Origin of the sequence: Pseudoalteromonas marina (genome assembly GCF_000238335.3) — a bacterium.
Taxonomy (GTDB): domain Bacteria; phylum Pseudomonadota; class Gammaproteobacteria; order Enterobacterales; family Alteromonadaceae; genus Pseudoalteromonas; species Pseudoalteromonas marina.
Genome location: NZ_AHCB03000007.1, coordinates 79,744 through 95,903 on the forward strand (window position 1 = coordinate 79,744; position 16,160 = coordinate 95,903).

The 16,160-nt window shown below is 40.2% G+C and carries 11 protein-coding genes; 2 read left to right on the forward strand and 9 right to left on the reverse strand.

The window, feature by feature from the left end; translation table 11 throughout:
* Positions 1 to 153: 153 nt before the first annotated feature.
* From PMAN_RS11545 to PMAN_RS11585, 9 genes are all read right to left on the reverse strand, one after another.
* Positions 154 to 2,373 carry an EAL domain-containing protein gene (locus PMAN_RS11545; protein ID WP_010557836.1) on the reverse strand — a complete coding sequence of 740 codons (2,220 nt, stop codon included), beginning with the start codon at positions 2,371 to 2,373 and terminating at the stop codon, positions 154 to 156.
* Positions 2,374 to 3,298: 925 nt separating this feature from the next.
* Positions 3,299 to 4,243, reverse strand: coding sequence for a bifunctional Delta(1)-pyrroline-2-carboxylate/Delta(1)-piperideine-2-carboxylate reductase (gene lhpI / locus PMAN_RS11550; protein WP_010557838.1), 945 nt, complete (start codon positions 4,241 to 4,243; stop codon positions 3,299 to 3,301).
* Position 4,244: 1 nt separating this feature from the next.
* Entirely contained in the window at positions 4,245 to 5,330 is a 1,086-nt protein-coding gene (locus PMAN_RS11555; RefSeq protein WP_010557839.1) for a M24 family metallopeptidase, read from the reverse strand.
* Positions 5,327 to 6,373 carry a proline racemase family protein gene (locus PMAN_RS11560; protein WP_010557840.1) on the reverse strand — a complete coding sequence of 349 codons (1,047 nt, stop codon included), beginning with the start codon at positions 6,371 to 6,373 and terminating at the stop codon, positions 5,327 to 5,329. The genes PMAN_RS11555 and PMAN_RS11560 overlap by 4 nt, the downstream gene beginning before the upstream one ends.
* 164 nt (positions 6,374 to 6,537) lie before the next feature.
* Positions 6,538 to 9,531: a TonB-dependent receptor gene (locus PMAN_RS11565; protein WP_010557841.1), complete on the reverse strand. Its 2,994-nt coding sequence runs from the start codon at positions 9,529 to 9,531 to the stop codon at positions 6,538 to 6,540.
* Between the two features lie 302 nt (positions 9,532 to 9,833).
* Positions 9,834 to 10,505, reverse strand: coding sequence for a GntR family transcriptional regulator (locus tag PMAN_RS11570; RefSeq protein WP_033035134.1), 672 nt, complete (start codon positions 10,503 to 10,505; stop codon positions 9,834 to 9,836).
* A 120-nt stretch (positions 10,506 to 10,625) separates the two neighbouring features.
* Positions 10,626 to 12,122, reverse strand: coding sequence for an aldehyde dehydrogenase (NADP(+)) (locus PMAN_RS11575; protein WP_010557843.1), 1,497 nt, complete (start codon positions 12,120 to 12,122; stop codon positions 10,626 to 10,628).
* 13 nt (positions 12,123 to 12,135) lie between these two features.
* The gene (locus PMAN_RS11580) at positions 12,136 to 13,137 is read right to left on the reverse strand and encodes a 4-hydroxyproline epimerase (protein WP_010557844.1); all 1,002 of its coding nucleotides are present in this window, start codon (positions 13,135 to 13,137) and stop codon (positions 12,136 to 12,138) included.
* Between the two features lie 3 nt (positions 13,138 to 13,140).
* Positions 13,141 to 13,356 (reverse strand): hypothetical protein, encoded by a 216-nt coding sequence (locus PMAN_RS11585; RefSeq protein ID WP_010557845.1) that lies wholly within the window; start codon positions 13,354 to 13,356, stop codon positions 13,141 to 13,143.
* Positions 13,357 to 13,623: 267 nt separating this feature from the next.
* Here PMAN_RS11585 and PMAN_RS11590 point away from each other — a divergent pair, with 267 nt between their 5' ends.
* Positions 13,624 to 14,871, forward strand: coding sequence for an NAD(P)/FAD-dependent oxidoreductase (locus PMAN_RS11590; RefSeq protein ID WP_033035128.1), 1,248 nt, complete (start codon positions 13,624 to 13,626; stop codon positions 14,869 to 14,871).
* A gap of 42 nt (positions 14,872 to 14,913) precedes the next feature.
* Positions 14,914 to 16,128, forward strand: coding sequence for a M24 family metallopeptidase (locus PMAN_RS11595; protein ID WP_033035131.1), 1,215 nt, complete (start codon positions 14,914 to 14,916; stop codon positions 16,126 to 16,128).
* The last annotated feature ends 32 nt before the right edge of the window (positions 16,129 to 16,160 follow it).

Below are 16,160 nucleotides of genomic sequence, written 5' to 3' on the forward strand. Positions count from 1 at the left end.
ATAGCATTTTACACCTGTACAAGTCTAACATTTGTTTCATTTACGTTAATAAATGACTATAAAGGATTGCTTATCACTCACTTAAAAAAGTACATTTAAATAAATTTACCACGCTATTAATTAGGTGGCTTTAATCTAGTTGCTCGAAGCTAATTATTTTAATAGTTCCTCTATTGGCTGTGGTTTATGTACAGCATAACCCTGTGCGTAATCTACGCCCATTTCTAATAGAGTTTGCTTAATTCGTGAAGTTTCGACAAACTCAGCAATAGTTTTCATACCCATAACGTGGCCAATCTCATTTATTGATTTCACCATTGCATGATCAATCGGATCAACCTCAATATCTTTTACAAAAATCCCATCTATTTTAAGATAGTCCACCTTGAGGTTCTTCAAATATCCAAATGATGATAAGCCACTTCCAAAGTCATCTAGTGCAAAACGGCACCCTAGCACCTTTAGTTGGGAAATAAACTTACTGGCAAGTTCTAGGTTTGAAATGGCGGCTGTTTCGGTTATTTCAAAACAGATCTTTTCACTATGCTCACCCAAAAGGGTAAGTTGCTCTGTAATAAATATTAAAAAGTCCTCATTAGTAAGTGACTGTCCTGAAAGGTTAATAGACAAGAAGTTAACCCCTTTGAGAAAGTTAGGGTTATTTCGAATCATCTTAAATGCGTTTTCAATCATCCAACTATCTACTTTTACAATCAGTTGATAGCGCTCTGCAGGAGGTAAGAAAGCACCCGGAGGAATTATACCTCCCTGATCATCGACCATGCGCAATAGCAATTCATAATGTTTATTTTTATCGCAAGCGAGTGGCTCAATTAATTGTGCGTATATTTTAAAGCGGTTTTCATCTATTGCATCTTGAACTCTATTTACCCACTGCATTTCGCCTTGGCGCACTGCGAGCTCTTCGTCATCATCATAATGAACATGGATTCTATTTCGTCCCTTCTCCTTTGCTATATAACAAGCAACATCAGCTAACTTTAGCACCTCTGTAAAATCCACATATTTATCGGTAATTTGGATCAACCCCATGCTTACACCTATACGAAAGCTGCGACCTTCCCAAACAAATCTATAATCCTCAATTTCTTTTTGAATTAGGCTAGTTACACGATGGGCGTTATCAAATGAGCAGTTTTCCATCAATACAGCAAACTCATCCCCACCGAGGCGTGCTACCACATCTGTTTTTCTTACTACTTTTTGCAATAAAGAACCGAGCTGACGAAGTAATTCATCGCCAGCTAAATGACCACAGGTGTCATTCACTACTTTAAATTGATCAAGGTCCATATAACATAAAGCATGATCAACTCGTTTTTCAGCAGCAACTGACAATAAAAGCTCAACACGACGCTTAAACTCTCTTCTATTTGCTAAACCAGTGAGTGAATCATGAGATGATTGGTAGCTGAGTTTTTCTTCTGATTTTTTTCTTGCTGTAATATCTACATGAGTGCCCACTAAACGAGTAATTTCACCTTCCTCACTTTCAACAACAAAAGCACGAGACAAAATATTTACATAGCTACCATTTTTATGGCGCATTCTAAACTCAGCTTCATAGTGCTTAGTTTTAGATTCCATAAACGAATGGATTTTAGCAACTGCTGGAGCTAGATCGTCAGGGTGAACAAGCCTTTCCCATGTAGCAAAACTATTTGTAAGCTCGTCTTCTTTATACCCCAACATCGATTTCCATCGCGGTGAGTAATACATTTTTTCGTTAGCAATATCCCAATCCCAAAGTCCATCATTAGCGCCCTTCATGGCTAAACTTAACCGTTCTGTGTTTGCTGAGGCTTTTTGTTTTTCGAGTATGAGCATGTTTTTTTGCTGTTCTAAAGAAAGGGTTAATTCAGTAATGATATTAGATAGCTCACGTATTTGGCCATTTTCATACTCAAGTTCAGTAATATCATAAAAAATATTTAATATGATACCGGTATCCCCATTTTTTAAAGGAACGGCACTGCCAAGTACAGTACGTTTACACCCATCTTTACACTGTATAGTTAGCTGCATTGGCTCAAAACGAGTGTTCATTTTTTTGAATCGATTAATTTTTTTGTGCCACAAGTTCATCACACAGTCGCGATAATGGCTATTAGGAAGTACTTTGCCCCACCATTCATCTAATGTGGGTATATCGCTTACTCCATAACCGAACATATTAACAAACGTATCATTAGCATGGACAATAGTGTTGTGAGCGTCATTCAATACAAATGGGACAGGGGAAGAGTTAAATATATGTATAAATAAATCATTACAACAGGCGTTTTTTTCTAGCTCAGATATTTTGGCATCTGCCTTTGCCAGATCAAATTTAAGCTGCTCAATACTATCCATTCACTGTGTTTCCCAAAAGTACGAATGTATTAATACACCTTTGTTCTGTTGATGTATTTGAATAACACAAACACAACGCACCAATGGCGTAATTAGATATCTATCATAATCAAAACAATAGGCAGTAAAATCTATTTAAGCAAGATGGTTAATACTTAGAAAAGGAGTGAAACGCAGGTAAGGTGTTGGGCATAGTTAAATCAAATGGCGCTCTCGGTAGGGATCGAACCTGCAACTTAGCCTTAGTAAAAACCTATACCCTGACAATCGATTATAGGAATAAAATATGCCTAACCTTTAAATTATTAATTACAGGTATACCCTAAATATTTAATACTTATGAGTCCCTTTTATTTGCATCACCACTTTGAGAAAAAACTATAGTCAACTAATATTTAAAAGGGAAAAAGATTTTCCAGTTGTCGTAAGCTATTTTAACTTTTACAAAATAAGATACATTTTTTAAAAAGCTAAACAACACACTTTAAGCAAACACCTTAACCTGCTCTCTTATTATACCCAATTCAGATGTGGATTAAGAAACTTGAAGCTATAAAAATAATGCCCGAAAAAAGCCAAACTCCACAGTACTTCACCCAGTAATTACTATTCAGATAAGTGACATTAGGATTGTTAGAGTCAATTAAAATTGTACAATCAATCCCATTTTTAAACTGGGCTATAAGCTGATGATCAAATGCAATATAAACACTATAAATATTGCTTTTAAATTCATAGCTGACTAATATTTTTTTGTAGTAGAAAAGCTCTAAATTGCGCACATTATTATCAATTACATTGTTAATGTTTACAATTTTACAAACTCGCCAATGGTGCTTATCATAACGAATCCTGAGCCATCTTATAAATGTTAGTAAGCTCAACATAACGAAACAAAGCCCTAATAATAAAAGTAATAAGCTACTCATTTTTTTAATGACTTATAAATATAATGTGCAGTTATAAGATCACTTAACGCTGTGCCAACAGACTTAAATACTGTTATATCGGATTCACATTTTCTCTCATAGTTATTTTTTTTAGCTAGATCCGCAAGCTCGCCGGATATATTAGCTTCATCAAAAACTCCCTCAGAAATAGGAATCAACAATTCACCAGCTTCAGCAAGAACATTCTCCTTGCTATCTACATATACCTTACTTTGTGCGATAGTAACACTGTCACATTCGCGCGAGTCGCAGCGATGATTACCAATCAAATCAACATGCGTACCAGGCTTTAACCAACCACCTTTAAATAATGGCGTTGGTGAACCTGTTGCGCAGCTGATCACATCGGCACTTTTAATAACTTTTTCACAACTTTGTCCGATAACAAACTCAATATCAGTAAATGCACGCTGTAAGCTATTGTGTAAAACAGCAACTTTATCTTGATTACGCCCAATTAACGTTACACATTTAAAATCGCGCACACTCAAGTGTGCTCGAACCATATACTCAGCTAAATTGCCGCTGCCAAAAAACACTAAATGCTGGCTATCTTTTCGCGATAAATAGTAGCTTGCCAAAGCAGATACTACAGCTGTGCGCCAAAGTGTTACACGTGTACCATCAACTAGAGCAAGAGGTTCACCATGAGCGCGAGAGAACAGCATTATTTTTGAATAAAGTGACGCATACTCACTATCAGTATTACTTGGAAAGTAGGTAAATGCCTTTACTCCAATAACCTGTTCATTCCATGCTGGTAATACGGCAAATGCGTCATGGTTTGTGTCTGTTTTATCTAACTCATACACATGACGCTTGGGCATAGTAAACTGCTGAGCAAACCCTTTTTGTAAAGCAATGCGAAGCGAGTCAAAATCTAGGACAGCATCAATTTGCGTTTGATCTATTACTTTCATCCTACCCCTCCAATTCGAACGGCTTAGGAGCCTGGGTTAATACTTCATAACCATTTTGAGTTATTAAAATATCGTCTTCTATTCGCACACCACCAAAATTCGGAATGTAAATACCAGGTTCAATCGTGATCACATTACCTGCCTCTAATACATGACGGCAATTTTTATTAATAAAGGGCAACTCATGTAAAAACAAGCCAACTCCATGACCCAACCCTTGCCCTGCCCATTTACCAAAACCAGAGTCATCGAGTACTTTCTGTGAGATATTTTGTAAGTCTAGACAGTCAACACCTGCTTTGAGTAGGTTGATCGCTGCTTGCTGAGCATTGCTTACGCTTTGATAGATTGCTGATTGTTTCTTTGAAGCTTTACCAAGTACATAACTGCGAGTCATATCAGAGCGGTAACCATTCACCACTGCGCCAAAGTCAAGAGTAATAAAATCACCTTTAGATAGAGTACGTTCACTCGGGCTGCCATGAGGCAGTGCACAACGCTCTCCAAACATTAAAATAGTGGCAAACGACATTCCTTCAGAGCCTAGTTTTTGCATTCTGAATTCAAGTTCCAGCGCTAGGTCTCGCTCTGTTACACCTTCTTTAAAATAGGGTAATGTTTGTCTAAGCGCTTCGTCAGCAATGGCCGCAGCCGCTTTTATTTGCTCGACTTCCCAATCATTTTTAACCATGCGTAAACGTTCAACCATACCGGTAACTTGTGTAACTGTATGACTAGTTAACTCACTTGCCACTTGCTGCCAAAGCGCAACATCAATAAAAGCGGCATCAAAACCTAATTGACTATTAGTCGTTAAAAAACGATTTATGCACTGACCTAATGTTTCACTATCACGATCACGGCTGACAACCTCAAAGCCAATAGACTCTTCTTGAGCTCGGCCAAAATAGCGATAATCGGTTATTAGTACACTTTCCTCCGCAGTTATTAACGCGTAAGCAGCATTACCGCTAAAGCCACTTAAGTAACGAATATTTTCATGGCCTAATACGAGTAGCGCTGTTAACCCATTTTTTTTTAATGCCTGCTTTAGTAATTGTTGGCGAGAGGTAAATTGATTTTTCATCGAAATATAAATCCTTGCTTTAGGGGATCATTTGGATCAATTAAAAAAGTATGTTTGCCAGTGACAAAAGCTTCACCGCTCACTCTAGGTATTACTGCATGGGTATCAGCTAACATGCGTTGCGCTTTTAGCTCAACTGAAAATATAGAGCCTAAAATACTCTCTATTTTTATTTGCTGTCCTAATTTAAGCCTGCCTTTTGCAAACTCTAATGCAGCTCTGGCACTCACGCCGGTACCAGTAGGGCTGCGATCTAATTCGCCCTCAGCAAAAATGCAGACATGGCGGCTAAATACAGAATGACTTTTTTGTGAATTTGAATAGAAAATCACCCCATATAAAAAACTTAATGCATCATCGGTCGGGTGTTTTGGTTGGTAGTGGCTATTAACATCCTGCTTAATGATTTTTCCTAAGCTAATAATTTGTTCATGATTGTTGGGCGCCAAACTTACATCCAAAGTATCAGCATCTACAAAAGCATAATAAGCGCCGCCATAAGCAATATCACAATTGACGGTACCAAACAGAGGTATCTCTATTGGCATATCAAGTTTTTCTGCATAACTTGCAACATTATCAAAACAAACACTTATTAGTTGGTTATTTCGAAGAGTAATATACGCCTTGATAAGCCCTGCAGGTGTATCTATACGTAATTCATTAACGCCTTCAATAAAGTTGCAAATGCTGCTATCTTTAGCTGCTGTGGCAAGCGCAATGATAGCGTGACCACACATTGTGCTATAGCCTTCATTATGTAAAAACAGTACGCCAAAATGGCTATCTTTACGTTCAGGTTTTGTGATCAACGCGCCGTACATATCAGCATGACCTCGGGGTTCGAACATCAGTGCTTTACGTAGGTGATCGAATCTTGTTAGGCAATCAGCTCGCTTTTCAATCATGGTTTGCCCTTGTAGTTCAGCAAACCCATCAATGATTATGCGTAAAGGTTCACCGCCGGTATGCATATCAAGAGTATCCACTTGCAGCCAACCATCTTTAGGCTGTTGCCAATGAGAATATAAACTGTTCGTCATAGTTAACCTTAAAATTTATACGAAAAATGCCAAGCAGTTTCCTGCTCAGCATTAAGGCTGTATGGCTCAAATGAGCATGTGCTTAAACATCAAAACAACACACTAAATTACCCTAAGATAAATAGCTTAGTCCGCTGTTTTCAAACAGCTGTTTCACTAGGGAGTTAAAACTCTATACGTGCAAGTAAAGACACATAACGCGCGCCTTGACGCCCCGTCACGAGTCCATAGTCTGGATTCAGTTCTAAGCCATTATCACCGTACTGCGCACGCTCTTCATTGATTGACATAGCACTATCACCATCAAATAAGTTATAGACGGTGCCTTTTAAAGTCATATTGGTACCAAAAAAGTCCGTGTAATAGGTCAATGACATATCGATATTCGTTAACCAAGGTAGGTTTCCTTTGCTACCACGAGGAGCTGGATTACCATTTTCATCGTAATGTGATGCTTGATCATAATATTGACTAATACACGCATCCCATGGATTCCCTTCAGCACAACTATCAACGCCCGCTGGATGAACTGAGAAGTAACTTTTGGGGCGGCCTGACGTAGTCCGGGCAACAAGACCTACTGTCAATGCTTCAGTAATATTGTAGGCACCACTAAATTTAAGAGCATGACGGTGGTCGTTAGGTAAATTACCATAACCGTGATCCATCAAGTCACCGTAGTCATAAGAAGTTGTCCAGCCTGGGTCGGCTTGATCATTATCCGTTTTAACTAATCCTTCAGTATTACCATAACTATGCGACCAGGTATATGAGGTGTTAATACGTAAATCATCCGTCACATTGCCGTCTAAGGTAAACTCAAGTGCTAAGTACTTTCGCTTCGCCTCTGGTAAAGCAAGTTCATCAGCACTTAAATTAACCTCATCAATCTGCCCATCACCGTCAAAATCATATGACATTTGAATAGCTTCACCTGGGTTATTAAGCACATAATAAGAGCCTTGACCCACGTTATCGGTAATGCCCATTTCTGCCAGCTTTTTAGCTAATACCGGGCCGACATCAGTGTCTTCAACACTGCGTCCAAGATCACGATAAATAGCGCGTACACCTGCTGACATAGTATCGAACACTTCTTGCTGATAGCCGATAGTAAATTCATCACTGTACATTGGTTTTAATGCAGATGAAGCAATCAACCCTGGTTCAGTAATACCACGCTGGCGCCAACGCCTATCTCGCAGCATATCTCCTCTGCTTGGCGAGCCATCAGCCATTAAACTTGGTGCACCGTTTGCGTCTAGTTCATCTAACTCAAAGTACTCAAACCATTCAATCGAAGCAGATCCTTGAGTTATATTCATGTTCGCAGATACGGGTTGGAAATAACGTCCATATGTAGCAAAGATCTTAGCACTGCCATCACCCGACACATCATAAATAGCTTGCAAACGCGGTGCTATTTGATTGTCAATATCAACAAAGGCACGACCATCTGATACCGTGTTTTCAAACTGGCTATAGCGTAGCCCCATGTTAAGCACTAAACTATCGGTTGCTTGCCATGAATCATTAATATAAAAAGCGAGTGAAGTTGTATCAGAATCGACTTCGCGACTTCGTACTCGTCTTTCTATATAGTCACTCCCCAAAGGTGCACCTGATATATCATTTTCACCGGCAGTTTTAACTGTCCACCAACCCTCTGCATCACCTATGCCGTTTTGGCCTTCAAAGTAATCAACTTTTACATTAGTGTAATCGACACCAAACTGGATTGAGTGCATGTCTAGATCCCAGTTGAAATCAACTCTTGCTTGGTCGCGCGTAAACTCTTGTTCAGTCACAGACGAGTTTGTATGTTGACTCAAAGTGACAAAGCCATCACGTTCATCCCAAACACCTGGCTTTGGTGATGCAACCACATTTTCAACGTTTTCAGTCACTCGCCCAACGACTGCTGAAACAGAAAAAGTATCAGTTAGGTAGCCATTATAATTTAAGCTATATACTTTACCGCCATCTTCCCCTGGCGCATCCACACCTTGTTGCTCACCAATCACATCCTCTTGCCAGCTATAAGCAAAGGTTTTATCGGTCCAAGTGCGCTTATTATTCATCGCTGAAAAACCCACAGAGTGATCTTCGTTTATAAACCAATCTACTTTTGTGAACCAGCGGTCTTCATCACGCTCAAAGTCAGAAAAAGTTGTTTGCCCTGCGCCTGTAGACTCTTCACGGCGAGGTGCGAATAAGCCATAAAAAAACAGGGTATCTTCGATGATTGCACCACTAGCCCATAACTGCAGTTCTTTAAAGTCGTAACTACTTTGCTGTGTATTGGTGCTAATTGTGCCATTTTCTTGATAAATAGAATCGTGCTGGCTACGTAAACTATCAGGATCCCAACGTACTTCTGCCCCGAAGTTAAAATCATTATCGCCCGATTTAGACACCGCATTAACAATACCGCCAAGTGCTCCACCAAATTTTGGACTAACACCCCCTGTTTTCACTTGCGTTTGTGAAATAGCTTCCCATGGCAAGCGAATTGAGCCCAGACCTGTACGAATACTGGTTACGTTTAAGCCATTAAAGTAATAACCATTTTCAGCTGCTGATGAACCACCAAAGCTCGACGCACCATTAAAATTTGCGCCGCCCGGAGCGGCAGTGCCTGGAGCTAGTAAAGCGATACTTTCAAACCCTGTGTTTACTGGCATTGCTTTTAATTCAGCATCACTGAATGTTAAACCCGAAGTAGATGAGGCCATATCAACACGGCGAATGGCGGATCCCGTAACGGCAATACGCTCAATATCGCTACCTGCTTTGTATAATTGTGCATCGAGAATAATGGATTGCCCAATCGTCACAGCGACATTTTCTTCAACTAATGGCTCAAAACCTTCTTTACTAATGGTTACATCATAAGTGCCCACTGGCACATTGCGCAGTAAATAGTCACCATCATTATTACTGATAATGGTATACACTAAGCCTTTACTTTTATGTTTTAAAGTTATTGTAGCCCCTGTTAAATCGTTGCCAGCTTGTGCCACTACATGACCTTTAACAATGCTGCTACCATCAACGGCCTTAACAGCAGGAGCCATCATTAATGCTGCTGTTACCGCCGTTGCTAATAACGTTTTTACGCCTGTTCCCCGAGTTTGCTTCTTATTATATGTAAACATGTAAATGTTCCTTTGATTTTTGTTGTCTGTCTAACCTCGACAACAAAAATATACACACATTACATATTGTATACAATATTAAATATACATAAAATTCACATTAAAAAATAACCAACTGATCTTAATAGTAAAAAAATTTATGAACTTTCGACCCAACAGAAAGGAGCTATTTATGGTGTTAATTGGAATAATAAAAAGGAAGGAAGACATCGCTACTGTCTTATTGCTGCTGGAAAGCTAAAGCGATGCCTAAAGTTATAAATTAGAGTTTAGTAGCCTGTATTCATTGCCACGTATACTTTTTATTTACTTTTTTCGTCTTCTAATTTTATGAGTAATTTTTTTATATCGTTTTTAGCTTTAACAATATGATTTTTTAGAAATTCACAGGCTTTTTTACTGTCTTTAGCACGACATAACTCAAGTAAAGTACGATGCTCCTCAGGAGCTGTTGTTAAACCACCAGCTAATAAAATATGCATACGTACATAACGCTCAGAGTTTTTACTATACATATCAACTAACTCTCGGGTTTGTGGTCTTGAAGCACGACAGTATAATTTAGCGTGAAATTGACTATTTAAATCTCCAGTAGCTAAATGAGTATCACCTGCCTCCATAGCGCTTTCGAGCTCAGTTAATATTAGCTCTGCATCAATTAAATCCTGATCAGTTAAGCTATTTATCGAATGCTTTAGTAGTTCCGCTTCGAGCAATGCTCTTAAATCAAAAATCTCATCAATTTGAGATGCCGAAAGCTGTGTAGCAGTCGCACCTTTATGAGCTTCAAAGTTGACTAACCCTTCAGCTTCGAGTTGAAGCAAAGCTTCACGTACTGGAATCCGACTTACGTTTAGCTCAGTGGCTAATGCTGCTTGACGTAGCGGATCACCCGCTTTGATTTCACCTGAAAGAATTTTTTCGCGGATAGCTTCTGCAACAAGCTGAGTTCGAGTTTTATGTTCTATGGCCATAGTAATTTCTATAAATTGCATTTAATATGCATTATACCTATGAAAACACGCATGCCAAGTTAGAATCCTTCATAATAAAGAGATAGCGGGAAATGCAATTTCCACTCCCGCTACAATTAACTAAGACTGATAGCAAATTGGTCGCAAAAATCTCAACATTGCATTTAACCCAACAGAAGTGCTGCGAACATCTGTGGAGCTTGGAAAAGGTCCACCATGGTTCATTGAGCCACATACTTCTACGCCGGTTGGCATTTGATTGTGTATTAAACGCCCTACTTTGTATTTCAGCTCTTCTATAACGTGTTCAGCTTTAGCTAAATCATCAGCGCTGTCATGCACACTTGCCGTAAGCTGCCCTTCAAGCGCTGCTACTAGTAAGCTTAACTGCTCCATGCTTTCATAACGAACCAATAAAGCGGCTGGGCCAAATACTTCTTCACGTAACATTGGAGTTGCTAAATAAGTATCAACATTACATGCAAATACGTGGGCATTACCATGAAAGTCTTCTGTGAGTTCCCCTTTAGCAATAAGCTCTACGTTTTCGAGCTCACTGCGCTGGCTAACTTGCTTTTTAAAGGTCTTCACAATACCTGGGGTTAATAAAGTATCTGAGGCGGCTGCACTAATGCAGTTGGCTACCTCGGCTTCTAATTCATCACAGCCCGTTGGTACCAGCCATAAGCCAGGACTGGTACAAAATTGGCCATTACCCATTAGCATTGATTGGCAAAGAGCTTCACCCATAGCTTTACCTTCATTTTGCGCTTTATTGGGTAAAACTATTTGTGGGTTTATGCTACCTAGCTCACCATAAAATGGAATTGGTTCTTGGCGTTTCGCTATAGTAGCTTGCAGTAAGTTAGCCACATTAAACGACCCAGTAAAACCGACTGCTTTAATGGCCGGAGCTGCGACTAATTGATGCGAAATATCGTAAACATCACTTTGCAGCACTGAAAATACACCTAGCGGCATATCACATTCTTTAATCGCAGCAAGCGCTGCACGAGCCATTAGCTCCCCTGTGCCTGGATGCGCAGTATGATTTTTAACAACCACTGGGCAGCCTGCTGCAAGTGCGGCGGCGGTATCCCCTCCGAGTGTTGAAAATGCATACGGAAAATTAGACGCACCAAATACAGCTACAGGCCCAAGCGGTAAGTAATTAAGCTCTGTACGAGGTTTAGGTAGTGGCGAGCGATTACTATCAGCTTCATCAAGCAGCTTTAAACCTAGTGGTGAATCTGGGTTTTCACGCAGTGCACTGGCAAATGCTTTTAACTGATTAACCGTACGCATTCGCTCACCTTGTAAGCGTGCCATAGGTAAATTGGTTTCTTGCGCGGTTTGCGTTAGTAAATCATCGCCAAGTGCTAAAATTTGCTCTGCAATACACTCTAAAAAATCTGCACGCTGACTAAAACTCGTTTTTCTGTACTCGATAAAAGCATTATCAGCAGCATCAACTGCCGTATTTAACTGAGTACTCGTTACATTAAAGTAGCGTGTCGATAATGGTTGATTTTTAGCCGGTGAAAAGGCTTGAAATTCACCTTGCTCAGCGCGACCTTGCCATTGTCCGGCAATTAGGCTTTGTCCTGTTAATGTCATGCTTTTCTCCTCGTTAAATTACTTGAAACCCATAGGCATATGGGTCGTCGTCATCTACTGTAATGGTGCTCGTTCCGGTTACCCGAGACCAGCCGCGAATGCTAGGTAAAATAGCAGTTTGACCTGCCACTTCAGACACCTGCTCTATACAGCCAATAAATTGGCTGCCAATATAACTTTCATGAATAAATGCATCGCCTTGCTGCAATAAGCCTTTACTAAACAACTGAGCCATGCGGGCGCTAGTGCCTGTTCCGCATGGTGAGCGGTCAATGGCTTTATCTCCATAAAAAACCGCATTAGCCGCATCTGAGTTGGAATTTTTGGGTGAGCCAGTCCATAACACATGGCTAGCACCTTGAACGGTAGAGTCGAGCGGATGGATACATTGTATTTTGGTATTAATAGCATCACGCACTAATGGGCTGTATTTGAGTAATTGCCCTGCACTAAAATGTTCAATACCTTTAAAGTTGCCCTGTGGTTCAACAATAATATAAAAGTTACCACCAAAGGCGATATCAACCTTTAATTCGCCCAACTCTGGAATATTGATACATATAGACTGATGCGCTAAATAAGCAGGCACATTGTAAATTTTAACCCACTGCACTTTACCACCAGTCATTTCATAATTGACCTGAACTCGTCCTGCTGGCGTATCCAGTTTTAAAGTACCGGGGGTTTTAGCATGTAGCAAACCATGCTCTAAGGCGAAGGTAACAATACCCATTGTACCATGACCACACATAGGTAAGCAGCCGGAAGTTTCTACAAATAAAATGGCTGCATCACCATCTTCGCTAGTAGGTGGGTATAAAAAACCGCCCGACATCATATCGTGACCTCTGGGCTCAAACATGAGCGCTTGACGGATCCAGTCATGGTTAGCTAAAAAGTCCTGGCGCTTTTCGCTCATGGTATTTCCCTGTAACAGAGGGTGGCCACTTGTTATAAGCCGCACAGGGTTACCGCAAGTATGGCCATCTATACAAAAAAATGTTCCTTTGCGCATCACTTAATCCAATTTAGGTTTATTTACATCAACACAATACGCTTTCGCAGTATCGTTAAGCGTTGATGAAGAAGTTTTTTCATTTACAACCAGTAGTTTAAAATCTGCTATAGCTTTTACTATAGCGCTGCCAACTAGTTGCCATGTAGAGCTAACTAACTCATCACTATTAAACTGAGCGGCCATTGCTGGGTTTATACCATGCCAATTGGTTTTCATTTGCCTATTCCGAACTGAATTTATGCTTGATATGATAAGTATATTGTATACAATAATCAATATCCTATTTTGATATTAAATTTATAGGTACACACCCTTAAAAGATTACAAATAACTAATTACACATAACCAATTGAAAGTTATAACTAAAAATGAGTTAGAAAGAGCTTGTAGAGTTTTTTCTTACTACTTGTCAGTAAATACAATATCGATTTATTTTTTAAAAAACGTATAGCGTTTTACTTTTATCATCAGGGGAAGGTAATTTTGACCAATACAAGAACTCAAAGAGTCGCCGTGATCGGTGCCGGTGTAATTGGTATTTGCACAGCTTTACAGTTACAACAAGCTGGCTTTGCAGTGACGCTATACGATGAAAATGGCCTAGCGCAAGGCTGTTCAAAAGGTAATGCTGGGCACTTTGCCACCGAACAGGTATTTCCTCTAGCGCAGGTAGCATTATTAAAAAAATTACCTGCTATGCTTTTTAACCCATTAGGACCATTGCGCATTGATTGGCGCTATGCAATAAAAGCTCTCCCTTGGTTTTGGCAGTTTATTAAAAATATGCCTACTGCCAGATTTATCGCACATACACACGCTCTCAAAGCCTTAAATGAACATGCAATTCATGCTTATGAAAGATTATTAGCAAACTATCAACTGAGCCACCTGCTTACTAAACAAGGTAGTTTACTTACCTTTGAAAAAACCCCATTGGTTGATGTGCAGCGCACCTTGGCTATGTATCAAGCGCAAGGAATTAAAGTAAAGCTACTTGATACAAAGCAAGTACATGCTCTAGAGCCCAGTTTATCCGACAAAATAAATCACGCTTTATTATTTGAAGACGTTGCTCATAGTATTGAACCACATTTATTTTGTATCCAATTAGCGCAAAAGTTCAGTTTATTAAAAGGGCAATTTCGTCAACAGAAAGTAGTTGCTATCACGCCTAAAAGTGAAGGTTTTATGGTGAGTGATGAACAAGATAGTCTCAATTTCGATAAAGTCGTGATCGCAGCGGGTGCTTGGAGTGCCTCTCTCATCGAGCCGCTTGGGTACACAGCACCTTTAGATACCGAGCGTGGTTACCACTGTATGGTTAATATTAACCATGGCCTAACACGGCCCGTAGCTTCTGCTGAACGGAGTCTTATCATGACCCCGATGAGTCAAGGGTTAAGAGTGGCAGGCACAGTGGAGTTTGCGGGTATAAATAGAAAGGCTAACAATAAACGTGCATTAGCTTTACTGCCCCATGCACAAGCGTTATTAGCTAGCCAGCCTCTTAGTGCCACGACTACATGGATGGGCTGTAGGCCATCATTGCCTGACTCATTACCTATAATAGGCCAAGCCCCCAATCACAATAACCTGTACTTTGCCTTTGGTCATCAGCATTTAGGGTTGACACAAGGAGCCATAACTGCCGAGTTAATTACAGATTTGTGTCTCAATAAAGCCCCCTCCATAAATTTAGAGCCATATTCTATAAACCGGTTTATGCGCTAATTCTTTAAAAATTATAATTAAACAAATACATAGGAGAACCTAATGATGACCAAAGGTATTAGTACTCAAACGAAAGAACAAGCACTTGCTAGTCTTTCCAATATGACTCGCGATTTAATTCCCATTCAAGCTGATGAGCATCTAGCCCGTATTGCCCGTGCTCAAGAGTATATGCAAGCCAATAATGTTGATGCCATTTACTTAAATGCAGGGACTAACCTTACTTACTTTACGGGTATGCGCTGGTACGCAAGTGAGCGCATGGTCGGTGCTATTTTACCCGCGAAGGGCGAAGTACAATATATAGCCCCTGATTTTGAAATTGGCTCTCTCAATGGCTTTAAAGTTATAGAAGGCCCAATTCGCGGCTGGCTTGAACACGAAAGTCCTTATGCATTATTTGTCAAAGTGCTCACCGAAATGGGCATTGCTGAGAGCGGCACTGTAGGGATTGACGAAAGCGCGCAGTTTTTCATTTTCGATGGCATAAATAAAGCGCAAACAGGCTTAAACCTCGTTAATGCACAGCCTGTTACAGCTCATTGCCGCATGCATAAGTCAGCCAATGAACTAATGCTAATACAGCGTGCGATGGATATGACCTTAAAAGTTCATCAGGCCACAGCCAGCATGCTATATGAGGGTATAAGCACAACTGAGGTAGAAGAATTTATTAAACAGGCGCACAAAAAAGTTGGCGCGCCTGGTAACTACTTTTGCATCGTTTTGTTTGGCCTCGCGACATCATTTCCTCATGGTGTCAAAGAGCCACAAACTCTTAAAAAAGGAGATATGGTTTTAATTGATACTGGCTGTAAAGTACACGACTACTTATCAGATATTACACGCACTTACGTATTTGGTGAAGCTACAGACCGCCAACGCCAATTTTGGAATTATGAAAAAGCCGCACAAATGGCCGCTTTTGATGCAGCTCAAACAGGTCAAAGTTGTGAGAGTGTCGACAACGCTGCCCGCTCATACTTAGCAGAGCAAGGCCTTGGCCCTGAGTATCAAACACCTGGCTGCCCACACCGTACCGGTCATGGTATAGGCTTAGACATCCATGAATGGCCTTACCTAGTCGGCGGCGATAAAACACCTCTAGCCGCAGGTATGTGCTTTAGTAATGAGCCAATGCTAGTTGTACCTGGTGAATTTGGTGTGCGTTTAGAGGATCACTTTTATATTACTGAAAATGGTCCAAAGTGGTTCACTGAACCCGCTCATAGCCTCGAAAACCCATTTGGGTTATAAGATAAATATACTCATTGCTGCACGGCGAATAC